The sequence below is a fragment of the Pseudomonas sp. S3E12 genome (assembly GCF_001702295.1).
GTDB lineage: Bacteria > Pseudomonadota > Gammaproteobacteria > Pseudomonadales > Pseudomonadaceae > Aquipseudomonas > Aquipseudomonas marginalis.
The window spans coordinates 265,919-292,877 of the sequence record NZ_MBDT01000022.1 but is presented as its reverse complement, the minus strand read 5'-3'; the positions used below and the strand labels follow the sequence as shown (position 1 = coordinate 292,877).

The following is a 26,959-nucleotide window of genomic DNA, read 5'->3' as shown; positions in this document are numbered from 1 at the left end:
GCGTGGGGCTGGGGGCCTACAGGATTTCGAAGTTTCAGGAGCTTTGCGTCTGGCGTTTCATCTCAAGGGCTTCGAGCTCGTTTTTATAATTATGAGCGTCGCTCTCGTTGTGAAACATGCCGACCAGCAGGTCTTGTTGGTGGACATCCCAGATGTGAATCCCATGGCCCAGCGCTTCGTGGGACATATGTTCGTCGTCGCGTTCAGTTACTTTTACAGTCATCTGCTTGCTCCAATTTCTGGTGGGTATGCGGCAAGTCGTCGCAGGTCTTTTTATACGGTTTGTTAGCTTGCTAAGTAAACCGCTTTAGAGGTTTATGACAGAAGTTTCATGTTGGGCACCATCGGGAGCAAGCTCCCTCCCACAGGGGAAAGTGTTCGCAGTTCAAATGTGGGAGGGGGCTTGCTCCCGATGACGGCAGACACTTGAACCCAAAACCCCAGACGAAAAAAAGCCCCGCATTCAGCGAGGCTCTTGTTCAGCTCATCCGCGCACTCAGTTGCCTTTGACCGCCTTGCCGTCAACGGTACCGTCTTGCAGCATGATGTTGTATTCCTTACCGTCGGTCTCAACCTGACGCAGGGCAACCAGGATGCCGCCCTGGTCCTTGGCAAACCACATCTGGGTGATGCGCTTGCTTTGAGTCGGGTCGCGTACGCGCTCGACCTTGATTGCGTCAATGCTGCCGACCTTGGTCTGGACCTTTTCCGGGCCGATCACGCGGAAGTCGTAGGTGTCGACGTCGGTGCCTTCAACCACGTTGTAGCTCATGCTTTTCTTGCCGGCTGCCACGTCGCGCTGCAAGGCCAACTGGTAGGTCGACTTGTCGAGCATGCCGCTTTGCAGGGGCACATTGACCGGGTCTTTGTTTTCAAAGCCGGTGACTTTCTTGGTCGACGGGTCGAAGTCCAGGTTGATCTTCTTGGTCTTGCCCAGGCCGCCGCGTTCGAAGGCGTAGCTCTTCGGTTGCAGGGTGTCCTTGTCGAACAGGATAACGCTGGTTTCGGTCAGGCTGGCGATCATCATGGAAGCCTTGAAGTTCAAGGTCCAGGTGCCGTCACCGTTCTTGGTCAGGCTGCGTTCTGCCGAACCACTCATGGGCAACTGTTTCCAGTCGGCGGTGTAGCTGGCGGAGAACGGGTGTAGATCTGCCGCTTGCACGGCAGGCAAGGCGAACAGCGCAAAAGCGAAGAGCAAGGCGCGACGCATAAAATCTCCTAGGTTCGAATCAAGTGGCCGCTGGCCGCAAGTAACTGACCGTCCAATAATGCACCCTGGTCACCAAGAATCAACCGCCCCTCGGCAAACCAGCGCACAGCCAGCGGGTAAATCCTGTGTTCCTGGGTATGTACCCGTTGCGCAAGGGTCTGCGCCGAGTCGTCAGACTCTACCGGAACCACTGCCTGTACGACCAGAGGCCCGCCATCGAGTTCCTCGGTAACGAAGTGCACGCTGCAGCCATGCTCGTTGTCACCCGCATCCAGCGCGCGCTGGTGCGTGTGCATGCCTTTGTACTTGGGTAGCAGGGAAGGGTGGATATTCAGCAGGCGCCCTTCGTAGTGCCGCACGAAACCAGCGCTGAGAATGCGCATGAAACCGGCCAGTACCACGAGTTGGGGGTTGAAGGCGTCGATCAGTTCGACCAGGGCGCTGTCGAAGGCCTCGCGGCCTTCGAAAGCCTTGTGATCCAGCGAGCGGGTTTCGATACCCGCGTCCCTGGCGCGTTGCAGGCCGTAGGCGTCGCTGCGGTTGGAGATCACCGCAGCGATGCGCACCGGGCTGTCGCCGGTGCGCGTGCTGTCGATCAGGGCCTGCAAGTTACTGCCGGTGCCGGAAAGCAGCACCACGACATCACAGGTCCGAGGCATCAGTGAGCCTTGAGGTTCTTCAGTTCAACCTGAGCCGCGCCTTCGACGGCGGTGGCGATCTGGCCGATGACCCAAGGCTGCTCGCCGGCTTCACGCAATACGTTCAGCGCGGTTTCAACGTGTTCCTGCGCCACGCAGATCACCATGCCCACGCCGCAGTTCAGCACGCGGTGCATTTCGGTTTCATTGACGTTGCCTTTTTCCTGCAGCCAGTCGAATACCGCAGGACGCTGCCAGCTGGCCACGTCGACGATCGCCTGGGCGCCTTTTGGCAGTACGCGCGGGATGTTGTCCAGCAGGCCGCCGCCGGTGATGTGGGCCATGGCCTTGACCGCGCCGGTGTCCTTGATCAGCTTGAGCAGTGGCTTGACGTAGATGCGGGTCGGGGCCATCAGCAGGTCGGTCAGCGGCTTGCCGTCGAGCTGGATGTTCTCGATGTCGGCACCGGACACTTCGATGATCTTGCGGATCAGCGAGTAGCCGTTGGAGTGCGGGCCGGAGGATGGCAGGGCGAGCAGGGCGTCGCCGGCAGCCACTTTGGAGCCGTCGATGATCTCGGCTTTTTCCACCACGCCGACGCAGAAGCCGGCCAGGTCGTAGTCTTCGCCTTCGTACATGCCTGGCATTTCAGCGGTTTCGCCGCCGACCAGGGAGCAACCCGACAGTTCGCAGCCGGCGCCGATGCCGGTCACCACCTGGGTGGCGGTCTCGACGTTCAGCTTGCCGGTGGCATAGTAGTCGAGGAAGAACAACGGCTCGGCACCGCATACCACCAGGTCGTTGACGCACATGGCGACCAGGTCGATGCCGATGCTGTCGTGCTTGTTCAGGTTCAGTGCCAGGCGCAGCTTGGTGCCCACACCGTCGGTGCCGGAAACCAATACAGGCTGCTTGTAGCCGGCCGGGATCTCGCAGAGGGCGCCAAAACCGCCCAGGCCGCCCATGACTTCGGGGCGCGCAGTGCGCTTGGCAACGCTCTTGATGCGTTCGACCAATGCTTCACCGGCGTCGATGTCTACACCGGCGTCCTTGTAGCTCAGGGAGGGTTGCTTGCTCATGATCCAGGCCTTTAGGGGGGATTCAGGGGTAACGACCGAGCGGGCAGGCGCTTTTGGTAAAAGGCCCAGCCGTTGACGGTCTGCGAAGGCGCGCGATTTTATCAGGCTTGAGGGGCAGCGGCCATCCTCGGGCCGACGGGCAGGGCAGATAGATTTAAAAAAGCAGGTTAAAAAAATGCTGATCGGGTCTGTTCAGGCACGTATTAAGGTATAGCCTTTAAACCGCTGTCGTTAATGACATGGCGAAAACTTACCGGGACCCCGTGAATGTTTTAGTTGTCGCTGTGGTCACAGCCTGGCTATACCGATTTCACGCGGTCTGTTCCAGCCGCTAAATTTGTCGTTCGGGAATCTTCCATGCGTCTGTGTAATGTCTTTTTTGTAGGCTGCTTGTCGTTGATCAGCCTGGCGAGTCATGCCGAAACCCTCAATGGCCTGTACCAGGTACTCGAACCCGTCAGCAGCCAATCGCCGCAAGAGCGCGACCAGGCGACCCAGCGCGCGGTGGAAACCCTGGTGATTCGCCTGACCGGCGACGCCAAGGCCGCGCAAGGCCCGGGCCTGGCGGCGATTCGCAAGGATCCGCAGCAAATCATCACTCAATACGGTTACGACGCCGGCCCGCCCGAGAGCCTGCAAGTGGACTTCGACCCGGTCAGCACTGATCGCGCCTTGCGTGATGCCGGCCTGTCGATCTGGGGCAGCAATCGGCCATCGATCCTCGGCTGGTGGCTGAACGACTCCACCGAAGGCAGCAGCCTGGTCGGCGATGGCCAGGCCGCTGCCCAGGCGCTGCGCCGTGCGGCACAGCACCGTGGCTTGCCATTGCGCCTGCCCCTGGGGGACCTGGATGAACAGGTGGTCGCCACCGCGCCGAATCTTGAAAGCGCCGATGCCACGCCGTTGCGCGCCGCGTCCGAACGCTACGGTGCCGACGCCTTGCTGGCCGTGCATGCGCGCCAGGAAGGCAATCAATGGCAGGCCAAATGGCGCCTGTGGCTGGGTGACAAGAGCGAGCAGGGCACCGCGCAAGGCGCCGACACGGGCGCGCTGGCCGATGCAGTCATGCTGGCGGTCAGCCAAAAACTGGCGCCGCGCTTTGCGGTCAAGCCCGGTGTGAGTACCGAGCAACTGCTGGAAGTGCAGGGCATGAACCTGGAGCGGTACGCGGCCCTGGGGCACCTGCTTGAGCCGTTTGGCGGTCAGCCGCAATGGGTGGATGGCAATCGTATTGTGTATCGGGTCAACGGCAGCGCCGATCAGTTGCGTACCCAGTTGAGCCTGGCCAAGTTGCAGGAGGTGCCTGCCGGTGAGGCCCCGGCGCAGCAGCCTGCGGTCGATGGCACACAACCGGCAGCGGCACCTGCGCCCCAGGCGCAACTGCATTTTCGTTGGTAAAAGTTCTTCCTATATAGATAGAAGCAAATAATGGAGTGGTTTATGGCGGATACGCGTCGTTGGGTGTGGCTTGGCGGGATCGTCCTGCTGTGCGTTTTTGTGTTCCTGCTGCATTCGATCCTGACGCCGTTCCTGGTTGCGTTGCTGCTCGCCTATCTGTTCGATCCCGTGGTGGATCGCCTGGAAAAAGCCGGTCTGTCGCGGACCTTGGGCGTGGTTGCGGTGTTTGCACTGTTCACGTTGATCATCACCGCGCTGGTGCTGGTGCTGGTGCCGATGCTGGCCAAGCAACTGTTTCGTCTCTATGAGCTGGCGCCGCAGATGCTCGATTGGCTGCAGCACACGGCGATGCCATGGGCCCAGGCCAAGTTGGGCCTGTCGGATGGCTTCTGGAAGTTCGACAAGGTCAAGGCGGCGATCAGCGAGCACATGGGCCAGACCACCGATATTGTGGGGGTGATCCTCAGCCAGGCGACCGCGTCCAGCCTGGCGCTGATCGGCTGGCTGACCAACCTGGTGCTGATTCCGGTGGTGGCGTTCTACCTGCTGCGCGATTGGGACATCATGATGGCCAAGATCCGCAGCCTGCTGCCCCGCAACCGTGAAGAGCGCATCGTGGCCCTGGCCGGCGAGTGCCATGAGGTGCTTGGCGCCTTTGTGCGCGGGCAGTTGCTGGTGATGCTGGCACTGGGGATCATCTACGCGGCGGGCTTGATGGCCATCGGCCTGGAGCTGGGCCTGTTGATCGGCCTGATCGCCGGCCTCGCCGCTATCGTGCCGTATATGGGCTTTGTGATCGGGATCGGTGCGGCGTTGGTGGCAGGGTTGTTCCAGTTTGGCGGCGACCTGTACCCGATGCTGGGGATTGTCGCGGTGTTCATGGTCGGCCAGGCCCTGGAAGGCATGGTGCTCACGCCGTTGCTGGTGGGGGATCGGATTGGCCTGCACCCGGTGGCGGTCATCTTTGCGATCCTGGCGGGCGGCGAGCTGTTCGGCTTTACCGGCATCCTGCTGGCACTGCCGGTGGCAGCGGTGATCATGGTGCTGGTGCGTCATGTGCACGATCTGTACAAGGATTCCGACGCCTATACGGGGGTCGAAGACCCCGACCTGTAACCGCTGCGTCATAAACCCGGCTTCGGCCGGGTTTGTTGTTTATGGGGCTAGGGCGTCAAACAATCCGCTCAAAACCGGCAAGTTAACGCAAACCTTTGATTTTGCTTGTGGTCTGCTGCATTGTGCGCCCGGCGTCACGGGTATAAACTTTGCAAACTTTACACAGAGGCCACTAACGGTTCGATGGGAGCCGTTCAGTCAGCATGAAACCGATTCAGCTGCCCTTAGGTGTGCGTCTGCGTGATGACGCTACCTTTATCAATTACTACCCAGGCGCCAATGCCGCTGCACTCGGCTATGTCGAGCGGCTCTGCGAAGCCGACGCCGGGTGGACCGAAAGCCTGATCTATCTGTGGGGTAAACACGGCGTCGGGCGTACCCACCTGTTGCAGGCCGCTTGCCTGCGTTTCGAGCAGATGGGAGAGCCGGCGGTTTACTTGCCCCTGGCCGAGTTGATGGATCGCGGCATCGGGATCTTCGACAACCTTGAGCAATACGAACTGGTGTGCCTGGACGATCTGCAGGCAGTGGCCGGCAAGGCGGATTGGGAAGAGGCGCTGTTCCATCTGTTCAACCGCCTGCGTGACAGCGGCCGGCGCTTGTTGATTGCCGCCTCCACCTCGCCACGGGAGTTGCCGGTGAAGCTGGCCGACCTCAAGTCGCGCCTGACCCTGGCGCTGATCTTCCAGATGCGCCCTCTCTCCGACGAAGACAAACTGCGGGCCCTGCAATTGCGTGCATCCCGTCGCGGCCTGCACCTCACCGATGAAGTCGGGCACTTTATCCTCACCCGTGGCACCCGCAGCATGAGCGCGTTGTTCGATTTGCTCGAGCAACTCGATCAGGCCTCTTTGCAGGCTCAACGAAAATTGACGATCCCTTTTCTCAAGGAAACGTTGGGCTGGTAACCGGTTGAATCTACGGGGTTCGGCAATTTCCAGGCGCCAGAAATCCTGCGTTTAAGCCACGTTGGCTACGCATGTGAACCGATAAATGGAATTACGGCTTAGATGTCATAGTCCAATCGCGAAGTCACATAGATCACGATTGAATTTGCAAATCGATGTGATAGAAGGCATAGTCTCGACTTCTTTACATACCAGCCACGGTCGTGCCCATGCTAAATCGCTTCGCACCCCTCGTGCCCCTCGCACTCGTTACCCTGTTGTTTGGTTGCGCCTCCCACCCTCAACAGGTGGTTGAGCAGCAAAAACCTCAACAACAGTCCCAGGCAAAATTCGTTGCTGCGCAGTCTGCTTCTGTCTATGAAGAAGAGGTGGCAACCGAAAAGGAACTGGCCGATTTCTCCGGCAACAAGCCTTACCAGCTTCCAGTCCTGGCCGACAGCATCCTCGAACGCGGCATGTCCCTGATCGGTACCCGTTACCGTTTCGGCGGTACCTCTGAAGCCGGTTTCGACTGCAGCGGTTTCATCGGCTACCTGTTTCGTGAAGAAGCTGGCATGAACCTGCCACGCTCCACTCGCGAAATGATCAACGTGAAAGCACCGTTGGTCGCGCGCAACAACCTCAAGCCCGGTGATCTGCTTTTCTTCAGTACTGCAGGCCGTGGTCGCGTCAGCCATGCCGGTATCTACCTGGGCGATAACCAGTTTATCCACTCCAGCAGCCGTCGCAGTGGCGGTGTTCGAGTCGACAGCCTGGGTGACAGCTACTGGAGCAAAACCTTCATCGAAGCCAAGCGCGCACTCGCCATGGCCCCGACTACGGTTACCGCCAGTAAGTAAACTTAAAGTGATACTTGAAGTTTGACGTGTAAGCGCTAGAATCCCTGGACATTGTTGTAATCCGTTCGCGCGAGCTTTGCTTGCGCGTTCTGGTTTTCAGCGTTCGGCAGCGATAGCCGCATCCAGACCAGGATTGTTCTGCACATGTCGACCTCAGCCCGCCTGCTCCTTATTCTCTGCGCCGCGCTTATCAGTGCCTGCGCCAGCCGGCCGCCGCCCGCTCCCGTTGCGGTCAAGCCCAAGCCGGTATTCAACTATTCCACCCAGAATTTCTCGCCTGCGGCCGAAGACGTACTCTTTCGTGCACTGGGCCTGGTCGGCACGCCTTACCGTTGGGGCGGCAACACGCCGGATTCGGGTTTTGATTGCAGTGGCCTGATCGGCTTCGTCTTCCGCGACGCCGCCGGCATCTCCCTGCCGCGCACCACCCGCGAGCTGATCGTGATGCGCGCCCAGGACGTCAGCGAGCAGAACCTGCAGACCGGCGACCTGCTGTTCTTCGCCACCGGTGGCGGCTCCCAGGTCAGCCACGCCGGCATCTATGTGGGCGAAGGCCGCTTTGTGCACGCGCCGCAGACCGGCGGTACGGTCAAGCTGGACACCTTGTCCAAGGCGTATTGGCAGAATGCCTATCTGAGCGCCAAGCGTGTGTTGCCAGCAAACCTGGCACGTAATCCCTGAACCAAATGTGGGAGGGGGCTTGCCCCCGATAGCGAAGTATCAATCACAGTATCTGTGCCTGACCCACTGCTATCGGGAGCAAGTCCCCTCCCGCATTGGTTTTGTGATGCTTCTGGGGGCGTTTATTTAGCGGCCGACACCCGCCACACCTTATTCCCCACATCATCCGCCACCAGCAAATCCCCCTGCTGATCAATCACCACGCCCACCGGCCGGCCCATGGCGTTCTCATCCTTATCGAGAAACTCGGTCAGCACATCCACCGGCTGCCCTTCAGGCTGGCCTGCCTCGAACGGCACGAAGATCACCTTGTAGCCACTGTGGGGCTTGCGATTCCATGAGCCATGCTGGCCGATGAACGCGCCGTTGCTGAATGGCGCCGGGAGTTTGCTGCCCTCGGCGAACGTCAGTCCCAAAGACGCGGTGTGCGGCCCTACCGCATAGTCCGGCACGATTGCCTTGGCCACCAGGTCCAGGTTCTGCGGCGTGACGCGCACATCCACATGCTGGCCATAATAGCTGAAGGGCCAGCCATAGAACCCGCCATCCTTGACCGAGGTGATGTAGTCCGGCACCAGATCGCTGCCGATCTCGTCGCGCTCGTTTACCGCGGTCCATAGCTTGCCGCTCTGGGGTTCCCAGGCCATGCCGTTAGGGTTGCGCAGGCCGGAAGCGAAAATGCGCTGCTGGCCGCTGGCGCGATCCACTTCCCAGATAGCCGCCCGGCCCTGTTCCGCCTCAAGACCGTTCTCACCGACGTTGCTGTTGGAGCCGACGCTCACGTACAGCTTGCTGCCGTCCTTGCTGGCGATCACGTTCTTGGTCCAGTGGTGATTCAGGGGCCCGCCCGGCAGGTCGACCACCTTGGTGCCAGGTGCCTTGATCGCGGTTTCGCCCGCTTGATAGGGGAAGCGCAGCAGTTTGTCCGAATCGGCGACGTACAGGTCATTGCCGACCAGTGTCATACCGAAGGGCGAGTTGAGGTTTTCCAGGAACACCGTACGGGTCTCGGCAACGCCATCGTGATCGGCGTCGCGCAGCAGGGTAATGCGATTGGGGCTCGGCACCCCGGCGCCGGCGCGGCCCATGACCTTCTCCATGACCCAGCCGCGAATACCCTTGGAATCATCCGGTTTGGGCGGCGCATTGGTTTCTGCCACCAGCACATCGCCGTTGGGCAGCACATACAGCCAGCGCGGGTGGTCCAGGCCTTCGGCGAACGCCGCCACGTGGGTGCCGGCCGCCGCCGTTGGCTTCACGCCCTCCGGCCAGCCGATAGCCGGGGCAATGTTCACCGTGGGAATCAGGGTTTTGTTCGGCTCCGGTAGCTGCGGCGACGGCCCGGTGCCGTCGGACACCTGCAGGGTGGAGCTTTCACCGCAGGCGGCGAGGGTGCCGGCGAGCATGATGAGTAGGGCGAGTCTGGTTTTATGCATGGTGTTCTCCTTGATACCTGTAAGGGTAGAGGAGGGCGCTGGTGCGATGGTTCAAGTGCAAGGCCAGCTTTAATTGACGCTCCACCCCCAACCCACTAACCTTCGCGGCTTGTTCCAGGTGCTCTGTGACCCATGGGTCGACCGAGTGAAACAGGGAAGCCGGTGAGCGAGCGCACTTGTACACAGTGCTGCCGCGATTCCGGCGCTGCCCCCGCAACGGTAAATGAGTCAAGACGGTGCCTTTTGCCACTGTATCGCCCGCGATATGGGAAGGCGCGCCGTCGGCGTGTTCGCTCTGTCGATGAGCCGGCGCACCACTCATGAGCCCGGAGACCGGCCTGGATCATCCAACAGCATCACGGTGGGCGATGCTTGGCTGTCTGTTTTTTCCTGCCTGCCGTTTTTGTCCAGCCCCAATGGAGAGCTGCCATGACCGATACCCCCGACCGCGACGAACGCCACCTGGCGCGCATGCTGCGCAAAAAAGCCGTGATCGACGAGCGCATCGCCAATTCCCCCAATGAGTGTGGCTTGCTGCTGGTGCTGACCGGCAACGGCAAAGGCAAGAGCAGCTCGGCATTCGGCATGCTCGCGCGCGCCATGGGCCACGGTATGCAGTGCGGTGTGGTGCAGTTCATCAAGGGGCGCAACAGCACCGGTGAGGAGTTGTTCTTCCGCCGTTTCCCCGAGCAAGTGCGTTTCCACGTGATGGGCGAAGGCTTCACCTGGGAGACCCAGGACCGCCAGCGCGATATCGCTGCCGCCGAAGCCGCCTGGGCCGTGTCCCGCGAACTGCTGCAAGACCCGCGCATCGGCCTGGTGGTGCTGGATGAGCTGAACATCGCCCTCAAGCATGGTTACCTCGACTTGGACCAGGTCCTCAGCGACCTGCAAGCGCGTCCGCCGATGCAGCACGTGGTCGTCACCGGTCGTGGCGCCAAGCCTGAGTTGATCGAAATGGGCGACACCGTCACCGAAATGGGCATGCTCAAGCACGCGTTCCAGGCCGGGATCAAGGCACAGAAGGGCGTCGAACTTTGAATCAGCCCCGTCACTGCCCGGCCGTCCTGATCGCCGCACCGGCGTCCGGCCAGGGCAAAACCACCGTCACCGCCGCGCTGGCCCGTTTGCACCGCAACCTGGGGCGCAGAGTACGGGTGTTCAAATGCGGCCCGGATTTCCTGGACCCGATGATCCACGAGCGCGCCAGCGGTGCGCCGGTGTATCAATTGGACATGTGGATGGTGGGTGAGCAGGAAAGTCGCCGCCTGCTGTGGGAAGCGGCGGGTGAGGCCGACCTCATCCTGATCGAAGGCGTGATGGGCCTGTTCGATGGCACACCGTCCAGCGCCGACCTGGCGCGGCATTTCGGCGTGCCGGTGCTCGGTGTGATCGACGGCACCGCCATGGCCCAGACCTTTGGCGCCCTGGCCCTGGGCCTGGCGCGTTATCAGCCGGACCTGCCGTTTGCGGGGGTACTGGCCAACCGCGTCGGCACCCTGCGCCATGCGCAGTTGCTGGAAGGCAGCCTCACCGAAGGCTTGCGTTGGTATGGCGCCCTGTCCCGCGAAACCGGGATCGAACTGCCCAGCCGCCATTTGGGCCTGGTGCAGGCCAGCGAGCTGAATGACCTCGACGTGCGCCTGGACGCCGCCGCCCAGGCCCTGGGCAGCAGCTGCGAAGTCGCATTGCCGCCACCGGTGACCTTCGCCGCGCCGGAAGTGATCGAGGCCGAGCCGTTGCTGGCCGGTGTGCGCATTGCGGTGGCCCGTGACGAAGCCTTTGCCTTCACCTATGGCGCCAGCCTCGACTTGCTGCGGGCGATGGGGGCCGAACTGACGTTTTTCTCGCCGATCCATGATCGCCAGCTGCCCGAGGCTGACAGCCTGTACTTGCCCGGCGGTTACCCGGAATTGCACCACCAGGCGCTGTCGCAAAACACGCCGATGCTTGACGCCATTCGTAACCATCATGCCGCCGGCAAACCCTTGCTCGCCGAGTGCGGCGGCATGCTCTACCTGTTGGATTCGCTTACCGATGTCGACGGCACCCGCGCCGAGCTGGTCGGCCTGCTGCAAGGCGATGCGGTGATGCAAAAGAAACTCGCGGCCCTGGCCCTGCAAAGCGTCGAACTGCCGGAAGGCGTGCTGCGCGGGCACACGTACCACCATTCCCTGACCAGCACCGAGTGCCAGCCGATTGCCCGTGGCCTGAGCCCGAACGGTGGGCGCGGTGCCGAAGCGGTGTTCCGACAGGGGCGGATGACCGCCTCTTACGTGCACTTCTATTTCCCGTCGAATCCGACGGCGGTAGCCGCGTTGTTTGCCCCGGACCGAGCTGAAACCCCATCCACTGTGGGAGGGGGCTTGCCCCCGATAGGGCCATGACCGACAACGCTTTCCCCCAGGCCGACCGCAACGCCGTCTACCGCGCCATCGCCGAACGCCGCGACATGCGCCACTTCAGCGGCGGCAGTGTCGCGCCCGAATTGCTGCATCGCCTGCTCCAGGCCGCGCACCAGGCCCCGAGTGTCGGCCTGATGCAGCCCTGGCGGTTTATCCGCATCAGCGACCGCGCGGTGCGCAGCCGGATTCAACAGTTGGTGGAAGAAGAACGCGTGCGCACCGCAGAGGCGTTGGGCGAGCGCTCCGATGCGTTCATGAAGCTCAAGGTCGAAGGCATCCACGACTGCGCCGAAGTGCTGGTGGCGGCGTTGATGGATGATCGCGAGCGCCACATCTTCGGACGGCGCACCTTGCCGGAGATGGACCTGGCGTCGCTGTCCTGTGCGATCCAGAACCTGTGGCTGGCGGCGCGGGTCGAGGGGTTGGGCATGGGCTGGGTCTCGCTGTTCGAACCCCAGGCCCTGGCCGACCTGCTGGGCCTGCCGCCTGGCGCAAAACCCCTGGCGGTCTTGTGCCTGGGGCCGGTGACCGAGTTTTACCCGGCACCGATGTTGCAGCTCGAAGGCTGGACCGAGCCCCGGCCGTTGAGTGACATGGTGTATGAAAATGCGTGGGGAGTGAGTCAATGAGTGTGGCCTTGCTGTGTGTCGCTGCGGTGGCGCTGGATGCGCTGCTGGGCGAGCCCAGGCGCTGGCATCCGCTGGTGGCGTTCGGCAATTTTGCCGGGCGCATCGAGCAGCGTTTCAACAGCGGTGGCCGGGGCTGGCGCAGCCATGGCGTGACTGCGTGGGTTATCGCCGTGGTGCCGTTGACCCTGCTGGCCACCGCGTTGTCGTGGGCGCCGTATATCGGCTGGGTCCTGGAGATCCTCGCGTTGTACTGCGCCCTCGGCATGCGCAGCCTCGGCGAGCATGTGATCCCGGTGGCCCAGGCCCTGCGCAGCGATGACCTCGACGCGGCCCGCACACGAGTGAGCTACCTGGTCAGCCGCCAGACCAGTGAACTGGACCGCACCGAAGTCGCCCGTGCCGCCACCGAATCGGTGCTGGAAAACGGCAGCGATGCGGTGTTTGCCGCGCTGTTCTGGTTTGTCGTCGCCGGCGTGCCGGGCGTGGTGCTCTACCGCCTGAGCAATACGCTCGACGCGATGTGGGGCTATCGCAACGAACGCTTCGAGCGTTTCGGTTGGGCCGCGGCCAAGATCGACGATGTACTCAACTATGTGCCCGCACGCCTGGTGGCCTTGACCTACGCCGTGCTGGGCAAAACCCGCCTGGCCCTCAAATGCTGGCGCACCCAGGGGCCGTCCTGGGACAGCCCCAATGCCGGGCCGGTGATGGCATCCGGCGCAGGCGCGTTGGGCGTTGAGTTGGGCGGTGCCGCGATTTACCACGGCGAGGTGCACCAGCGTCCGCCACTGGGCGAAGGCCCGGCGGCGGATGCCAACTCCATTGATCGAGGCTGGCAACTGGTGCAGCGCGGCGTATGGTTGTGGTTGCTGATTCTCTGCGTGGGGGGGCAATTTTATGCTTGAGCACGGTGGCCGGCTGCGCAAGGCGGCGATTCAGTACGGGATTGCCGAAGCCGATTGGCTGGACCTGTCCAGCGGCCTCGCGCCCTGGCCGTGGCCGATCCCGGAGATTCCGCTGCGGGCCTGGGCGCGCTTGCCGGAATCGGACGACGGCCTGGAACAGGCGGCCAGCGAGTATTACGGCGCCGCGCATGTCCTGCCGGTGCCCGGCTCCCAGGCGGCGATTCAGTTGCTGCCGCGCCTGCGCCGTGCTGGCAAGGTCGGCGTGCTGTCGCCGTGCTACGCCGAACATGCCGAGGCCTGGCGCCGCGCCGGCTACGTGGTGCGTGAAGTACAGGAGCAGGAAGTCGACTTCTTCCTCGACGTCCTCGACGTGCTGGTGGTGGTCAATCCCAATAACCCCACCGGACTGAGCCTGGCCCCGCAACGCCTGCTGGATTGGCACACAAGGCTGGCCCAGCGCGGCGGCTGGCTGGTGGTGGACGAAGCGTTCATGGATGTCACCCCGCAGTTGAGCCTGGCGAGCCAGGCCCATCAGGTCGGCCTGATTGTGCTGCGTTCGTTCGGCAAGTTTTTCGGCCTGGCCGGGGTGCGCCTGGGCTTTGTGCTGGCCGAGCGCAGGCTGCTCAAGTTGCTGGCCGAACAGGTCGGGCCGTGGGCCGTCAGCGGGCCGACGCGGGTGCTGGGGCAAGTGTGCCTGCGCGATACCGCCGGCCATGCGCGGCAGCGGGCACGCTGCATCGAGGCCGGCCAGCGCTTGTTTGAACTGCTCGAGCGCCGTGGCTTTCAACCCCAGGGCGGCTGCGCGTTGTTCCAGTGGTTGATCACCCCGCACGCCGAGCGCATGCACGAATTCATGGCCCAGCGCGGCATCTTGCTGCGCCTGTTTGTGCACAACAGCAGCGTGCGGTTTGGCCTGCCCGACACCGAGGCCGACTGGCTGCGCCTTGACGAAGCGCTGGCGGCCTACAAGGACGCCTTATGACGACGCTGATGGTGCAAGGCACTACCTCCGATGCCGGCAAAAGTACCCTGGTGACCGCGTTGTGCCGCTGGCTGGTACGCCAGGGCATCGCCGTGGTGCCGTTCAAACCGCAGAACATGGCGCTCAACAGCGCCGTGACAGCCGAAGGCGGCGAGATCGGCCGTGCCCAGGCGGTGCAGGCCCAGGCGGCCAACCTGGCGCCCCACACCGACATGAACCCGGTGCTGCTCAAGCCCAACAGCGACACCGGCTCCCAGGTGATCATCCATGGCCGTGCGGTCACCAGCATGAATGCCGTGGCGTATCACGATTACAAAGCCATCGCGATGCAGGCGGTGCTGGCCTCCCACGCGCGGTTGAGCGAAACCTACCCGGTGGTGATGGTGGAGGGTGCAGGCTCCCCGGCGGAGATCAACCTGCGCGCCAATGACATCGCCAACATGGGCTTCGCCGAGGCCGTCGACTGCCCGGTGCTGCTGATTGCCGACATCAATCGCGGCGGAGTGTTCGCCCATCTGGTCGGCACCCTGGAATTGCTCGCTCCCAGCGAACAGGCGCGGGTCAAGGGCTTCATCATCAACCGCTTTCGCGGCGACATCGCACTGCTGCAACCCGGCCTGGACTGGTTGCAGGCACGCACCGGCAAACCGGTGGTGGGCGTATTGCCCTACGTGATGGACCTGCACCTGGAAGCCGAGGACGGCATCGACCAACGTCAGATCGACAAGGCGGCGCAGGTGCTCAAGGTGGTGGTGCCGGTGTTGCCGCGCATCAGCAACCACACGGATTTCGATCCGCTGCGCCTGCATCCCCAAGTGGATTTGCAGTTCATCGGGCCGGGCCAGCCGATTCCGGCCGCCGACCTGGTCATCCTGCCGGGCTCGAAAAGCGTGCGCAGCGACCTCGCGTACCTGCGTGCCCATGGCTGGGACACCGCCGTGGCGCGGCACTTGCGCTACGGCGGCAAGGTGCTGGGGATTTGCGGCGGCTTGCAGATGCTCGGTGAGCAGGTGCACGACCCGTTGGGCCTGGAAGGGCCAGCCGGTTCCAGCGACGGCCTGGGGCTGCTGGCGTTCAGTACCACCCTGGAGGCCGAGAAACAGTTGCGTAATGTCCGCGGGCGCTTGTTGCTGGAGGACGCCGAGGTCAGTGGCTATGAGATCCATGCCGGCGTGACGTGCGGCGCGGCCCTGGCGAACGCCGCCGTGGTGCTGGAGGACGGTCGCCGTGACGGCGCGCACAGTGCTGATGGGCAGATTCTTGGCACGTATTTGCATGGCGTGTTCGAGACGCCGGCGGCCTGCAGTGCGTTGCTGCGTTGGGCCGGGTTGCAGGATGTGCAGGCGGTGGATTATTACGCCCTGCGCGAGCGCGATATCGAGCGCCTGGCGGATCTGGTGGAGAACCACTTGGATACCGATTTGTTGCGCAAACTGTGTGGGGTTTAATCGTGTACACACGGTTCAAATGTGGGAGGGGCGGCGCGACGATTCGACTTGCCCCCGATAGCGGTGTATCAGGTGCTGAATTGTTCAGGTATACCGAGTACATATCCATTCCTGCGGTAACGGCCACGTATGGTTCCGCTCTTACAGCGGCTCACTTTTGGAAAGGCCCAAAAGTAAGCAAAAGGCCTTCGCCCCACCACTCGGCACCTCGCTTGAGCTCGGTGTGCCCTCACTCCGGCTTGAATCCGTGGGCCGCCGCAATGGGCCATCCCTGGCCCAGTGCGGCTAACCCGGCGTCCTGCCGGGTTACCCACGGATTCAAGCCTGCGTTCGGCCAGCGTGGTTTACGGGGCGACCTCAGATCAAAAGCCAGATCAAAAACGACTCGCTGCGCATCGTGGATGGGTGGGTGGGCAGGGGGTATCTCATGCTTCAACTGATTTTAGGCGGCGCCCGCTCCGGCAAAAGCCGCCTCGCTGAAAAACTCGCCGGCGACAGCGCTTTGCCCGTCATCTATATCGCCACCAGCCAGCCGCTTGACGGCGAGATGAATGCCCGTGTTGCCTTGCATCGCGAGCGTCGCCCTGATCACTGGGGTTTGATCGAAGAACCTGTCGAGCTGGCGCGTGTGCTGCGCGAAAACGCCGCGCCCGGTCGTTGCCTGCTGGTGGATTGCCTGACCCTGTGGTTGACCAACCTGCTGATGCTCGAAGACGCGCAGCGCCTGGCGTTCGAGCGCGATCAATTGCTGGAAAGCCTGGCCGTGCTGCCGGGTGAAATTATTTTTGTCAGCAACGAGACCGGTCTGGGTGTCGTGCCGCTGGGCGAATTGACTCGCCGCTATGTGGATGAAGCCGGTTGGCTGCATCAAGCCTTGGCCGAGCGCTGTCAGCGTGTTGTCCTGACGGTTGCCGGCCTGCCCCTGACGTTGAAAGGTACTGCGTTATGACTGACACCTGGTGGCTCAACCCTTGTAAGGCCATTGACGCCTCGGCGTACGAACAAGCCCTGGCGCGCCAGCAGCAATTGACCAAACCGGCCGGTTCCCTGGGCCAGCTGGAGGCGCTGGCGGTGCAATTGGCCGGCTTGCAGGGCCTGGTCAAACCGTCGGTGGACCGGCTGTGGATCGCCATCTTTGCCGGTGACCACGGCGTGGTTGCCGAGGGTGTATCGGCGTTTCCCCAGGAAGTGACCGGGCAGATGCTGCATAACTTTGTCACCGGTGGCGCGGCCATCAGCGTACTGGCGCGGCAACTGGATGCGCAGTTGGAAGTGGTCGACCTCGGTACGGTGACCCCTTCGCTGAACCTGCCCGGCGTCCGTCACCTGAATATCGGCGCGGGCACCGCCAATTTCGTCAAGGGCCCGGCAATGACCGGCGCCCAGGGCCGATTGGCATTGCAGGCGGGTCGCGACAGTGTGCTGCGCGCCCGTGAAAGCGGTGCGCAGTTGTTTGTCGGCGGCGAGATGGGCATCGGCAACACCACCGCCGCCAGTGCGCTGGCCTGCGCCTTGCTCGATTGCCAGGTGACTGACCTCACAGGCCCGGGCACCGGGTTGAATGCCCAAGGCGTCAGTCACAAGGTGGCGGTGATCGAACGCGCGCTGACGCTGCATGCCGCGCAGCGTGGGGATGCGCTGCACACTCTGTTTAATCTCGGTGGCTTTGAAATCGCTGCCTTGGTGGGGGCTTACCTGGCCTGTGCCCAGGAAGGCATCGTGGTGCTGGTGGATGGGTTTATCTGCACCGTCGCGGCGCTGGTCGCCACGCGCTTGAACCCGGCGTGCCGCGACTGGCTGCTGTTCGGCCACCGCGGCGCCGAGCCTGGCCATCGCCATGTCTTGCAGAGCCTCGATGCACAACCGTTGCTGGAACTCGGCCTGCGCCTGGGCGAGGGCAGTGGCGCGGCGTTGGCGGTGCCGTTGCTGCGCCTGGCCTGTGCGCTGCACGGGCAGATGGCGACGTTTGCCGAAGCGGCCGTGGCAGACCGTCCGGCATGACCTTGCACCTGGACCTGTTGCGCCATGGCGAAACCGAACTGGGGGGTGGCCTGCGCGGCAGCCTGGACGATGCATTGACCGCCAAGGGCTGGGAACAGATGCGCGCCGCCGTGCTGGCACAGGGGCCCTGGGATCGGCTGATCAGCTCGCCGCTGCAACGCTGCGCGCGGTTCGCGGATGAACTGGGCGCGCGGCTGAATGTGCCGGTGAGCCTGGAAAAGGACCTGCAGGAACTGCACTTCGGTGCCTGGGAAGGGCAGAGTGCGGCAGCGCTGATGGAGACCGACGCCGAAGGCCTGGGCCGGTTCTGGGCCGATCCCTATAGCTTCACGCCGCCCCAGGGCGAACCGGTCAGCGCGTTTTCCCAGCGGGTTTTGGGCGCCGTCCTGCGCCTGCATAAGGCGTATGCCGGTGAGCGTGTGCTGTTGATCAGTCATGGCGGGGTGATGCGTTTGTTGTTGGCCCAGGCTCGGGGGTTGCCCCGTGAGCAGTTGCTGAATGTGGAAGTCGCTCATGGTGGGTTGTTCAACCTGCAGGTCGGCGCCGATGGCGTGTTGAAGGAAGGAATCTAAGCATGCTGCCGTTCTGGATCGCCGTGCAGTTCCTGAGCAGTTTGCCGATTCGCCTGCCGGGTATGCCGCAGCCGCAGGAACTGGGGCGCTCGTTGCTGTTTTATCCCGTGGTCGGGTTGCTGTTCGGCGTGCTGCTGTGGGGCCTCAATACGCTGTTGACCGGATCACCGCTGTTGTTGCACGCCGCGCTGCTGCTGACGGCCTGGGTATTGCTCAGTGGCGGCTTGCACCTCGACGGCCTGGCGGACAGCGCCGATGCCTGGCTGGGTGGCTTCGGCGACCGCGAGCGCACCCTCAGCATCATGAAAGACCCGCGCAGCGGGCCGATTGCCGTGGTCACCCTGGGCCTGGTGTTGCTGCTCAAGTTCACCGCACTGGTGGCTTTGATCGAACAGCGCAACGGTGTGGCGTTGATTCTCGCGCCGTTGATCGGGCGCGCGTCGATGCTCGGGTTGTTTCTCACCACCCGTTATGTGCGAGCGGGTGGGTTGGGCCAGGCGTTGTCGGATCATTTACCGCGCGTCGTCGGGCAACAGGTGCTGATCCTCAGTGGCCTGGCCTGCATCCTGATCGGTGGTTTCAGCGGTGGGCTCGCCGTGCTGCTCGCGGCCGTGTGTTTTATCGGCCTGCGCCAGTTGATGGTCAATCGCCTCGGCGGCACCACCGGCGACACCGCTGGCGCGCTGCTGGAGCTGCTGGAAGTGGCTGTTCTGGTCGGTCTGGCGTTGTAACACTTTCTTGCATTTCCTTAATCGCGGGTATATACACGTTCCATGCTTGCCTCCCAATGTTTATGCACCAACCTGCGACGTGCCGCCCGTGGCGTCAGCAGGCACTACGACGGCGCCCTCGACGGCTTCGGGATCAACGTCGCCCAGTATTCCTTGCTGTGCAACCTGCAGCGCCTCGATCAACCGAGCATTTCCAGCCTGGCCGACGCCATGGGCCTGGATCGCAGCACCTTGGGACGCAACCTGCGGGTGTTAGAGGGGGAGGGCCTGGTGCGGATGGTGGAGGGCGATGACCTGCGCAACCGCCTGGTGCTGTTGACCGCCGCCGGTGAAGAGCGCCTGGCCGCTGCGTTACCCGCCTGGGAGGCAGCGCAACAGAAATTGATCGATCAACTCGGGGCGGAAAAACGCGAAACCCTGTTGGCCTTGCTGGATGAACTCGCCTGAACGCGGGTTTGTTCGAATACAAGCGGGTATATACCCGCGAACGGAGAATAAGAAATGACGTCGATGTGGCGCACCAGTGGTTGGATCCTTGTAGGGAGTGCGCTGATCCTGGCGTTGTCCTTGGGCGTGCGGCACGGGTTCGGCCTGTTCCTGGCGCCGATGAGCAGCGAGTTCGGCTGGGGCCGTGAGACCTTTGCCTTTGCCATCGCCTTGCAGAACCTGATCTGGGGCCTGGCGCAGCCGTTCACCGGTGCCCTGGCCGACCGGTTCGGCGCCACCAAGGCGGTGTTTGTCGGCGGGGTGTTGTACGCCGCAGGCCTGGTGTTGATGGGCCTGTCGGATTCGGCGTGGTCGTTGTCCTTGAGTGCCGGCCTGCTGATCGGGATTGGCCTGTCGGGTACATCGTTCTCGGTGATTCTGGGTGTGGTCGGCCGCGCCGTGGCGCCGGAAAAGCGCAGCATGGCGATGGGCATCGCCAGTGCCGCTGGTTCGTTTGGCCAGTTCGCCATGGTGCCGGGCACGTTGGGCTTGATCAGTTGGCTGGGCTGGTCGGCCGCCTTGCTGGCGCTGGGATTGATGGTGGCGCTGATCCTGCCGCTGGTGAGCATGCTCAAGGATCGCCCGTTGCCGGTCATGGCCGGCCAGCAGACCCTGGGTGAAGCCTTGAAGGAAGCCTGCTCCCACTCCGGGTTCTGGCTGCTGGCCTTCGGCTTTTTCGTCTGTGGTTTCCAGGTGGTGTTTATTGGTGTGCACCTGCCGGCCTACCTGGTGGACCAGCACTTGCCGGCCACCGTCGGTACCACGGTGTTGGCGTTGATCGGGCTGTTCAATATCTTCGGTACCTACACCGCCGGCTGGCTTGGCGGGCGCATGTCCAAGCCGCGCCTGTTGACCGGGTTGTACCTGCTGCGCGCGGTGGTGATCATCCTGTTTTTGTGGGCGCCGGTGACCGAAGTCACGGCCTACCTGTTCGGCATGGCCATGGGCTTTTTGTGGCTGTCCACGGTACCGCTGACCAACGGCACGGTCGCCACGTTGTTCGGGGTGCGAAACCTGTCCATGCTCGGTGGGATCGTGTTCCTTTTCCACCAGCTTGGCTCGTTCCTTGGCGGCTGGTTGGGCGGAGTGGTCTATGATCGAACCGGTAACTACGATTTGATCTGGCAAATGGCGATCCTGTTGAGTGTGCTCGCCGCAGCCCTTAACTGGCCGGTGCGTGAGCGGCCGGTGGCGCGATTGCAGGCGCAGATGGAGGCGGCATGAGTTCGACCTGGTATTGGTTCGGCGGGGCAGCCGCGACCGTGCTGTTAATGGCCCTGGCCTGGTGGGGCTGGCAGCGCGGTGGCCTGGCGTTGATGCAACTGGGTATGTCGATCTGTTAAGTTCGGTACCTGAACTTTTTAAAGGACTTTTCGACATGCAGATGCGCTGGCTCGCTGTACCTGTGCTGATGGCTGCTTTTGGCGGTGTGGCGTTGGCTGCCGATTGCCCGCCGTTGCTGGAGGGTCAATTGCCCAAGTTGCGCGCCAAGGAATCCATCGACCTGTGCCAACGTTTTGCCGGCAAGCCCCTGGTGATCGTCAACACTGCGAGCTTTTGCGGGTTCGCGCCGCAATTCAAAGGCCTCGAAGCGCTGTATCAGCGCTACAAGGATGAAGGGTTGGAGGTGATCGGCGTGCCATCCGATGACTTCAAGCAGGAAGCCAAGACCGGCGAAGAAACCGCCAAGGTCTGCTACGTGAACTACGGCGTGACCTTCACCATGACCGAGCCGCAGAAGGTCAAGGGCCCGGACGCGGTGCACCTGTTCAAGGTATTGGCGCAGCAGAGCAATGCGCCGAAGTGGAACTTCTACAAGTACGTGGTCGACCGGCAGGGCAAGGTGATTGCCGATTTCTCCAGCCTGACCAAGCCGGACAGCCCCGACCTGATCAAGGCGGTGGAGCAGGCGATAGCGTCCAAACCCTGATTATCGGGCACTGAAAAGCCCCGCCTCCCTTGCGGGAGAGCGGGGCTTTTTTACACCCGCCTGGATCAGAAGGTGTAGGTCATGCCCAGGCCGAAACCGTTGGCACTGTTTTCGTACTTGGCGCGGTAACTGGCTGTCGACGGGGCGTTAGCCGTCTGGTTGATCTTGACGTCTTCTTCTTTCAGGTACGAATACGCCAGGTCGACGGTCATGTTATCCATGACTTTGTAGCCCAGGCCCACGCTGAAGATCGTACGGTCACCCGTCGGGATGCGTGGCGAACGATCGGTGTTGTTGGCTGGGGATTGGTCAAAGGTCAGGCCGGTACGCAGCACGACTTGCTTGGTCAACTGATACGAGGTACCCACCGCGTAGGCCCAGGTGTCGTGCCAATTTTGTTCTTCAGTGATAGAACCCAGTTGGCTTGGCGCCAGTAAGCCGCCTGCAGCTGTTACGCCTTCGTTGTTGACGGTGATCTCTTTCAGGCGACTCCAACGCGTCCAGGTTGCACCGCCGTAGAGTTTCCAGGCGTCGGTCAGGTCTTGGGTGACCGACAGGTCGTAGGACTCTGGGGTGTCGATTTTCAACGAAGCGTCGTAACGGTTGTTACGCAGGAACGGTTGAGTGGCCGCTGGGCCGCTGACCGTGGTGTGGCCTTCCAGCTTGTACTTGACCTTCGAATGGTAGGTCAGGCCCACGCGAGTGGTGTCGGTGGCCTGGACCAATACGCCGACGTTGAAACCCAGAGCGGTATCGTCACCCTTGATTTTGACGTTGGTATCGGAAGCGAGCGGGCTGAGGGTCTTGTCCGACTCGAGCACACCGGAAATCCGGTTGATGGTCGGGCCAAAACCGATGGATACACGGTCGTTGAAGGCGTAGCTGACAGTGGGCTGGAAGGTCATGACCTTCACTTCGCTCTTGCTGCCGAAGCCACGGCCCTGGAAGCCGTTTTCATAGTCGGTCACCAGGCCGAACGGTGCGTATACACCGAAGCCGACGGCCCACTGATCGTTGAGTTTATTGGTGTAGAAACCGAATGGCACCGCGGTGAACGGAACCATGTCACCTTTGTTGGAGCCGCGAGAGTTGCCACCGGTATTGCTGATGTCGGTGGAGGCATCGATAGCCGCAACACCACCGGTGATTTGCTGGCCATTCAGGCGCGACATACCGGCAGGGTTACCGTAGACAGTGCTTGCATCATCGGCAGAAGAAGAGCGACCTGCGAAACCCGTACCCATCCCGCTGACGCTCTGTTCGTTCAGTGCGAAACCGCTAGCGAACAGTTGGGAGGATGCCATGGCAACGGCGAGGCTAAGTGTGGTCTTGAGCATTACTTTTTTCATTATTAGAACTCCGTGGTGATCACCGCAGCGGAAAGTATCAATAAAATTAACATCGCGCTATAGGCTGTAATGCAGGAGATAGAGCGGTTTTGTAGGACAATCCGACCAGAATTCGGCTTTTTTGCCGAATCTTGCAAATTGCCCGGTCAGCAGGTCGCGTGATTCAAGGGCGAAACACAGGTTTGCCAGGCCTGGGTGAAATCCCGCAGCCTTCCTTGAGGATGAAATATTTCTTTCCAGATACGCGCCATGGCTAAAACATCACCGGGTGGTGGCAGGGCGGGGCTGTGTTGTTCGACCAGGAGCCAGGCGATGGCCGTGGCATAACGCAGGTTTACGGTGAGTTCCAGTTGGGGCGCACTGAGAAAGGCGTGTTGGCTGGCGAGCCCGCGTACCAGGCTGGCACGCTCGGGGTCGAGCGCCAGGTAGTTATCCCACAAGGCACGATGGCGAGGTTCGGTGATGCTGTACAGGCCGTGGCCGCGTCGATCATGCAGGGCGGAACCCAATTCCGACTGGCTGGCGGCGATACCCAGCAGCAGTGACTCAGCCGTGGGGCTCTGCTGTCCGAGGTACGTCAGCGTCGGCCGGATCACATAACGACACAATTCACTGGCTGCGATACCCATACATGCCTCAATCCGTGAAAAGGGTCGACGAGCCCTGAGAAAGGGGGGGCTTGGCAGCAGTGGATCGGCTCTCAGGCTCGTCGGAAGCGGATCATGCCGCTTGAGTTCAAGTGTAGTGTCATATTCATGAGGTAAAGGACTGTTTTTAAAACATCTTCTTCATCCAGTTATAACGTTTATATCGATTTGAACTTAGTGCAAATACTCGAGCCAAGAATGACGGGCAATAAAAAACCCTGCGTTTTAAGCAGGGTTTTTTGTGTTTCAGCGACTCGGGTCGATCAGGCAACCAGTGCCTGACGGGTACGCTCGATCACGGCCTGCAGCGGTTCAGCGCTGGAGTATTGATCGGGGTACAGGCGTTCGCTGTGACGAGCGATGCCGTGTTCGTTGACCAGGGTGAAGCTGAAGCAGCCTTTGCGAGCGGCCATGATCAGGCAGTTCATTGGGGCAAAAGCGTTGGTGAGGGTGCGAATGGCATCCTGAGTATGGATAGCGGACATATTATTGGTGTTCCTACAAATGACACGGATAAGAACCGTGCAACGTTAAAACGTTCCAGTAACGTTGATCACCATTGATCAAACGAAGAACCCGACTGGAACAAAGCAGCCAGTTTGAAGCGCTAATTAAGTTAGGCGCGCTTGGGCTGGCAGGTAGGTACTTAGGAGGGCAGGCAACACAACAAGGGCAAAGGTTCTGGGCCCGGGGTGAAGATCCTGATCAATTTGCAGGTTGGTTCGGTCAGAGTATGAAAACTTCGCGGCACCCTTTGCTTGTTCAAAGGCAGTGTCGTCGCAAGTGATACCTGGAAACCATCGAGGTGGTCGATCCCGTGTTGTTCAGGGGAGTTGTTCGACCAGAATTGACTTTCAGCTTGGTACTAACGCTGCGGATAGTAACGGATTGAAACAGGCAATGGAAGCGTGTTAATCAAAAAATTTCAATCAGCCGCCCAGCAGGCCGCGATACACCAGCACCGTGACGGCGGCGGCCAGGGAACAACCCAACCCATAGGCGGCCAGGGTCAGGCGCAAGGATTGGCCGGTCTCGACCATCTTCATCACATCGCCCATGTCATCGATACGCCCTTCACCCAGCTCGATGCACAGGCTCACGGCGGTGAACGCGGCCGATAGCAGGATGGCGATTGCAAACAACGCCCCATCCGGGGATGGCAGCGCGACATTTATCCCTAATGAAATGGCACAGATGGCCAGTAACAACACGGCAAATAACAGCATTCCTTTCATCGGCCCACTCAGCGTTGTGTTGTCCGTCGGGCAGTGTGGCGAGCGGGAAAAGATTTGAAAAGTCCCCGTTTTGCCTCGGCGGTAACATTTTTGAAGGCTATCGCTTCAAAAAAGCCGGGGATATAACCATCGGATCGGTACTTGTGCACATTAGTTGCGGCGTGTGTAACCAGGCTGTCAATCGCTGGACAGGGCCGCCATTTGCCTGCAATGGAAATTTAAGTCAATGAAAAATCTGGCTTTTTTTTATTGGTGAAAAAATCGTCAGTTTGACTGCGGGCCCCGTTCCATGGGCCTTTGCGCGAGTTAAAGGGTGGTTGTCCACTGAGTTATCCACAGCTTCTGTGGATTGTCCCGAGCGCTTGCTCTAGAACGGGCGTGCCGGGTTTTTTCAGCTTTACCTGTGCGAAAAAAAGAGTAGAGTGGCGCGCCTTCCGTTCTGTCCCACAGTGCTTTATGAAGTTTCGCTCAGTATCACCTTCTGTTACCGACATCCCCCAGACTGTTACCGCACCCAAGCGTTTTTCCTTGAAAGTCGCCCTGTGGTTGCTCGACAGCCCACGCCTGGGGCATAGCACCAACGTCAAGCACTTCGCCGGGCGCTTGCTCAAGCAGCCGGCCCGTGAGGGCGTAGTGGCTGCGCAAAGCCGTTTGGGCCAATTGATGTGCCGCGAGTGCGGCAACGCCCGCGACCGCCGCATCGGCCATGATCTGCTGCGCCTGGCCGCCCGTGCCGGTGACCGCCGCGCCCAACGGGAACTGGGTCAGGTCGAAGACTGAGCTGTCCTCACGCTCTACGCTTGGTTAACCTTGCTCCTTTTCGGTGATGGCAGAAATGGCTATGGTTTTTGACTGGACCAGTGTTGCCCTGGGCCTGGCTGGCGCCGCAGTGCCTTTATTGGCAGTGTGCTGGCAGATTCAGCGGCGGTTGACCGCGCGGACCACCGGCTGGGAACTGCTCGAAGAGCGCCTGGCCACTGCGCAACTGGCCCAGGAGGGCCTCGCCGCTCAACTGGATGCCAGTCGCGATGAAATCAGCGATCTGAGCCAGGCCAACGCCGCCAAGCAAGCGGACCTGGCTGCAGTGCGCCGCGAGGTCGAGCTGTTGCAGATCGACCGCGACAACGCCCGCGACGCCGCCCACGCCTGGAACCTTGACCGCAGCGCCAAGGAAACCGAATTACGCCGCCTCGACGCATTGTCGGCCGCCTTGCGCGCCGAACTGCGCGAACAGCAGGAAAGCCATCAGCAGCGCCTCGCCGACCTGCAGGGCTCGCGGGACGAGTTGCGTGCGCAGTTTGCTGAGCTGGCCGGCAAGATCTTCGATGAGCGCGAGCAGCGCTTTGCCGAGACCAGCCAGGAACGCCTTGGCCAGTTGCTCGATCCCTTGAAGGAACGCATCCAGTCCTTCGAAAAACGCGTGGAAGAAAGCTATCAGAACGAGGCCCGCGAGCGCTTTTCCCTGGCCAAGGAGCTTGAACGCCTGCAGCAGTTGAACCTGCGTCTGTCAGACGAAGCCACCAACCTGACCCGCGCCCTCAAGGGCCAGAAAACCCAGGGCAACTGGGGCGAGCTGATCCTCGAGCGCGTGCTGGAACACGCCGGCCTGGAGAAGGGCCGCGAGTACCAGACCCAGGTCAGCCTCAAGGGGCCGGACGGCGAGCGTTTCCAACCGGATGTGCTGATCATGCTGCCCGGTGACAAGCAGGTGGTGGTGGATTCCAAGGTCAGCCTGACCGCGTACCAGCAGTATGTCGCAGCGGATGACGAGGTGATCGGCCAGGCAGCCTTGAAGCAGCACGTACTGTCGCTGCGCAATCACGTCAAAGGTTTGGCCGGCAAGGATTACAAACGCCTGGAAGGCCTGCACAGCCTGGATTTCGTGTTGTTGTTCGTGCCGATCGAAGCCGCTTTTTCCGCGGCCTTGCAGGCCGAACCGAATCTGTTCCAAGAAGCTTTCGACCGGCATATCGTGATCGTCAGTCCTACGACGCTGCTCGCCACCCTGCGGGTGATCGACAGCCTCTGGAAGCAAGAGCGTCAAAGCCAGAACGCCCGCGAAATCGCCGAACGCGCGGGGTGGCTGTACGACAAGTTCGTGCTGTTTATCCAGGATCTGGACGAAGTGGGCAATCGTCTACAGCAATTGGACAAGGCTTACAGCGCTGCGCGAAACAAGCTGACGGATGGGCGCGGAAACCTGGTCAGTCGCACCGAGCAATTAAAGTTGCTCGGTGCGCGTGCCAGCAAAAGCCTGCCGGCGGATTTGCTGGAGCGGGCGATGACCGACGCCGACGGCGTCGCGCACCTGCCCGAATAAACACAATCCGAAAG

General features: G+C 61.6%; 30 protein-coding genes and 1 riboswitch. Of the genes, 21 read left to right on the top strand and 9 right to left on the bottom strand.

All coding sequences use genetic code 11. From position 1 onward, the window contains the following. Nucleotides 1-34 precede the first annotated feature (34 nt). From BB029_RS20710 to purM, 4 genes are all read right to left on the bottom strand, one after another. Nucleotides 35-223 carry a hypothetical protein gene (locus BB029_RS20710; RefSeq protein ID WP_065940603.1) on the bottom strand — a complete coding sequence of 63 codons (189 nt, stop codon included), beginning with the start codon at nucleotides 221-223 and terminating at the stop codon, nucleotides 35-37. 273 nt (nucleotides 224-496) lie between these two features. After that, on the bottom strand, nucleotides 497-1,210 hold the full coding sequence (locus BB029_RS20705) for a DUF3108 domain-containing protein (RefSeq protein WP_065940602.1): 714 nt from the start codon (nucleotides 1,208-1,210) through the stop codon (nucleotides 497-499). A gap of 8 nt (nucleotides 1,211-1,218) precedes the next feature. Continuing rightward, nucleotides 1,219-1,869: a phosphoribosylglycinamide formyltransferase gene (gene purN / locus BB029_RS20700; protein ID WP_027603795.1), complete on the bottom strand. Its 651-nt coding sequence runs from the start codon at nucleotides 1,867-1,869 to the stop codon at nucleotides 1,219-1,221. Then, entirely contained in the window at nucleotides 1,869-2,927 is a 1,059-nt protein-coding gene (purM, locus tag BB029_RS20695) for a phosphoribosylformylglycinamidine cyclo-ligase (protein WP_065940601.1), read from the bottom strand. The genes purN and purM overlap by 1 nt, the downstream gene beginning before the upstream one ends. 357 nt (nucleotides 2,928-3,284) lie before the next feature. On the opposite strand from purM, the gene BB029_RS20690 reads away from it, so the two are divergent. The 5 genes from BB029_RS20690 to BB029_RS20670 all read left to right on the top strand — a co-directional run bounded on the left by BB029_RS20690 (nucleotide 3,285) and on the right by BB029_RS20670 (nucleotide 7,869). Further along, nucleotides 3,285-4,325 (top strand): DUF2066 domain-containing protein, encoded by a 1,041-nt coding sequence (locus BB029_RS20690; RefSeq protein ID WP_065940600.1) that lies wholly within the window; start codon nucleotides 3,285-3,287, stop codon nucleotides 4,323-4,325. Between the two features lie 42 nt (nucleotides 4,326-4,367). Continuing rightward, nucleotides 4,368-5,441 carry an AI-2E family transporter gene (locus BB029_RS20685; RefSeq protein WP_065940599.1) on the top strand — a complete coding sequence of 358 codons (1,074 nt, stop codon included), beginning with the start codon at nucleotides 4,368-4,370 and terminating at the stop codon, nucleotides 5,439-5,441. A 203-nt stretch (nucleotides 5,442-5,644) separates the two neighbouring features. Further along, complete coding sequence (gene hda, locus BB029_RS20680) at nucleotides 5,645-6,349, top strand: DnaA regulatory inactivator Hda (protein WP_027603798.1); 705 nt, start codon at nucleotides 5,645-5,647, stop codon at nucleotides 6,347-6,349. Nucleotides 6,350-6,558: 209 nt separating this feature from the next. After that, nucleotides 6,559-7,188, top strand: coding sequence for a C40 family peptidase (locus BB029_RS20675; protein WP_027603799.1), 630 nt, complete (start codon nucleotides 6,559-6,561; stop codon nucleotides 7,186-7,188). Nucleotides 7,189-7,332: 144 nt separating this feature from the next. Further along, complete coding sequence (locus BB029_RS20670) at nucleotides 7,333-7,869, top strand: C40 family peptidase (protein WP_027603800.1); 537 nt, start codon at nucleotides 7,333-7,335, stop codon at nucleotides 7,867-7,869. 122 nt (nucleotides 7,870-7,991) lie between these two features. Here the strand turns inward: BB029_RS20670 and BB029_RS20665 are convergent, their stop codons facing one another. Continuing rightward, nucleotides 7,992-9,305 (bottom strand): sorbosone dehydrogenase family protein, encoded by a 1,314-nt coding sequence (locus BB029_RS20665; RefSeq protein WP_065940598.1) that lies wholly within the window; start codon nucleotides 9,303-9,305, stop codon nucleotides 7,992-7,994. 99 nt (nucleotides 9,306-9,404) lie between these two features. After that, nucleotides 9,405-9,662, top strand: a riboswitch (cobalamin riboswitch). A 72-nt stretch (nucleotides 9,663-9,734) separates the two neighbouring features. Between BB029_RS20665 and cobO the strand changes: the two genes are divergently transcribed. The 14 genes from cobO to BB029_RS20600 all read left to right on the top strand — a co-directional run bounded on the left by cobO (nucleotide 9,735) and on the right by BB029_RS20600 (nucleotide 21,394). After that, complete coding sequence (gene cobO / locus BB029_RS20660; RefSeq protein WP_065924919.1) at nucleotides 9,735-10,346, top strand: cob(I)yrinic acid a,c-diamide adenosyltransferase; 612 nt, start codon at nucleotides 9,735-9,737, stop codon at nucleotides 10,344-10,346. Beyond that, nucleotides 10,343-11,692 carry a cobyrinate a,c-diamide synthase gene (locus BB029_RS20655; RefSeq protein WP_065940597.1) on the top strand — a complete coding sequence of 450 codons (1,350 nt, stop codon included), beginning with the start codon at nucleotides 10,343-10,345 and terminating at the stop codon, nucleotides 11,690-11,692. The genes cobO and BB029_RS20655 overlap by 4 nt, the downstream gene beginning before the upstream one ends. Further along, nucleotides 11,689-12,339, top strand: a complete 651-nt coding sequence (bluB, locus tag BB029_RS20650) for a 5,6-dimethylbenzimidazole synthase (protein ID WP_065940596.1) — start codon at nucleotides 11,689-11,691, stop codon at nucleotides 12,337-12,339. Before BB029_RS20655 ends, bluB begins: the two co-directional genes overlap by 4 nt. Next, on the top strand, nucleotides 12,336-13,244 hold the full coding sequence (gene cbiB, locus BB029_RS20645; RefSeq protein ID WP_065940595.1) for an adenosylcobinamide-phosphate synthase CbiB: 909 nt from the start codon (nucleotides 12,336-12,338) through the stop codon (nucleotides 13,242-13,244). Before bluB ends, cbiB begins: the two co-directional genes overlap by 4 nt. Continuing rightward, the gene (gene cobD, locus BB029_RS20640; protein ID WP_065940594.1) at nucleotides 13,237-14,226 is read left to right on the top strand and encodes a threonine-phosphate decarboxylase CobD; all 990 of its coding nucleotides are present in this window, start codon (nucleotides 13,237-13,239) and stop codon (nucleotides 14,224-14,226) included. The genes cbiB and cobD overlap by 8 nt, the downstream gene beginning before the upstream one ends. Continuing rightward, the gene (locus BB029_RS20635; RefSeq protein WP_065940593.1) at nucleotides 14,223-15,674 is read left to right on the top strand and encodes a cobyric acid synthase; all 1,452 of its coding nucleotides are present in this window, start codon (nucleotides 14,223-14,225) and stop codon (nucleotides 15,672-15,674) included. Before cobD ends, BB029_RS20635 begins: the two co-directional genes overlap by 4 nt. Before the next feature lie 427 nt (nucleotides 15,675-16,101). After that, entirely contained in the window at nucleotides 16,102-16,623 is a 522-nt protein-coding gene (gene cobU / locus BB029_RS20630) for a bifunctional adenosylcobinamide kinase/adenosylcobinamide-phosphate guanylyltransferase (protein WP_065940592.1), read from the top strand. Next, complete coding sequence (gene cobT, locus BB029_RS20625; RefSeq protein ID WP_065940591.1) at nucleotides 16,620-17,675, top strand: nicotinate-nucleotide--dimethylbenzimidazole phosphoribosyltransferase; 1,056 nt, start codon at nucleotides 16,620-16,622, stop codon at nucleotides 17,673-17,675. The genes cobU and cobT overlap by 4 nt, the downstream gene beginning before the upstream one ends. Beyond that, nucleotides 17,672-18,247 carry an alpha-ribazole phosphatase family protein gene (gene cobC / locus BB029_RS20620; protein WP_065940590.1) on the top strand — a complete coding sequence of 192 codons (576 nt, stop codon included), beginning with the start codon at nucleotides 17,672-17,674 and terminating at the stop codon, nucleotides 18,245-18,247. Before cobT ends, cobC begins: the two co-directional genes overlap by 4 nt. Nucleotides 18,248-18,249: 2 nt before the next feature. Further along, nucleotides 18,250-18,978 carry an adenosylcobinamide-GDP ribazoletransferase gene (locus BB029_RS20615; protein WP_027603811.1) on the top strand — a complete coding sequence of 243 codons (729 nt, stop codon included), beginning with the start codon at nucleotides 18,250-18,252 and terminating at the stop codon, nucleotides 18,976-18,978. A gap of 42 nt (nucleotides 18,979-19,020) precedes the next feature. Next, entirely contained in the window at nucleotides 19,021-19,425 is a 405-nt protein-coding gene (locus BB029_RS20610; RefSeq protein WP_027603812.1) for a MarR family winged helix-turn-helix transcriptional regulator, read from the top strand. A 63-nt stretch (nucleotides 19,426-19,488) separates the two neighbouring features. Further along, nucleotides 19,489-20,688: an MFS transporter gene (locus BB029_RS20605; RefSeq protein ID WP_168166826.1), complete on the top strand. Its 1,200-nt coding sequence runs from the start codon at nucleotides 19,489-19,491 to the stop codon at nucleotides 20,686-20,688. Then, nucleotides 20,685-20,807, top strand: a complete 123-nt coding sequence (locus BB029_RS33860; RefSeq protein WP_256558408.1) for a hypothetical protein — start codon at nucleotides 20,685-20,687, stop codon at nucleotides 20,805-20,807. Before BB029_RS20605 ends, BB029_RS33860 begins: the two co-directional genes overlap by 4 nt. 35 nt (nucleotides 20,808-20,842) lie before the next feature. Next, nucleotides 20,843-21,394: a glutathione peroxidase gene (locus tag BB029_RS20600; RefSeq protein WP_027603814.1), complete on the top strand. Its 552-nt coding sequence runs from the start codon at nucleotides 20,843-20,845 to the stop codon at nucleotides 21,392-21,394. A 65-nt stretch (nucleotides 21,395-21,459) separates the two neighbouring features. Here BB029_RS20600 and BB029_RS20595 read toward each other — a convergent pair whose 3' ends face one another. The 4 genes from BB029_RS20595 to BB029_RS20580 form a co-directional block, all read right to left on the bottom strand. Then, a complete protein-coding gene (locus tag BB029_RS20595; protein ID WP_065940588.1) occupies nucleotides 21,460-22,743 on the bottom strand; it encodes an OmpP1/FadL family transporter in 1,284 nt (427 codons plus the stop codon). Between the two features lie 146 nt (nucleotides 22,744-22,889). Beyond that, entirely contained in the window at nucleotides 22,890-23,372 is a 483-nt protein-coding gene (locus BB029_RS20590; protein ID WP_065940587.1) for a hypothetical protein, read from the bottom strand. Between the two features lie 281 nt (nucleotides 23,373-23,653). Continuing rightward, a complete protein-coding gene (locus BB029_RS20585; protein ID WP_010563939.1) occupies nucleotides 23,654-23,875 on the bottom strand; it encodes a hypothetical protein in 222 nt (73 codons plus the stop codon). Nucleotides 23,876-24,319: 444 nt separating this feature from the next. After that, nucleotides 24,320-24,625: a hypothetical protein gene (locus BB029_RS20580; RefSeq protein WP_065940586.1), complete on the bottom strand. Its 306-nt coding sequence runs from the start codon at nucleotides 24,623-24,625 to the stop codon at nucleotides 24,320-24,322. A 456-nt stretch (nucleotides 24,626-25,081) separates the two neighbouring features. Here BB029_RS20580 and BB029_RS20575 point away from each other — a divergent pair, with 456 nt between their 5' ends. Both BB029_RS20575 and rmuC read left to right on the top strand, forming a co-directional pair. Continuing rightward, nucleotides 25,082-25,405 (top strand): hypothetical protein, encoded by a 324-nt coding sequence (locus BB029_RS20575; protein ID WP_065940585.1) that lies wholly within the window; start codon nucleotides 25,082-25,084, stop codon nucleotides 25,403-25,405. 175 nt (nucleotides 25,406-25,580) lie between these two features. After that, nucleotides 25,581-26,945: a DNA recombination protein RmuC gene (rmuC, locus tag BB029_RS20570; RefSeq protein ID WP_174557006.1), complete on the top strand. Its 1,365-nt coding sequence runs from the start codon at nucleotides 25,581-25,583 to the stop codon at nucleotides 26,943-26,945. The last annotated feature ends 14 nt before the right edge of the window (nucleotides 26,946-26,959 follow it).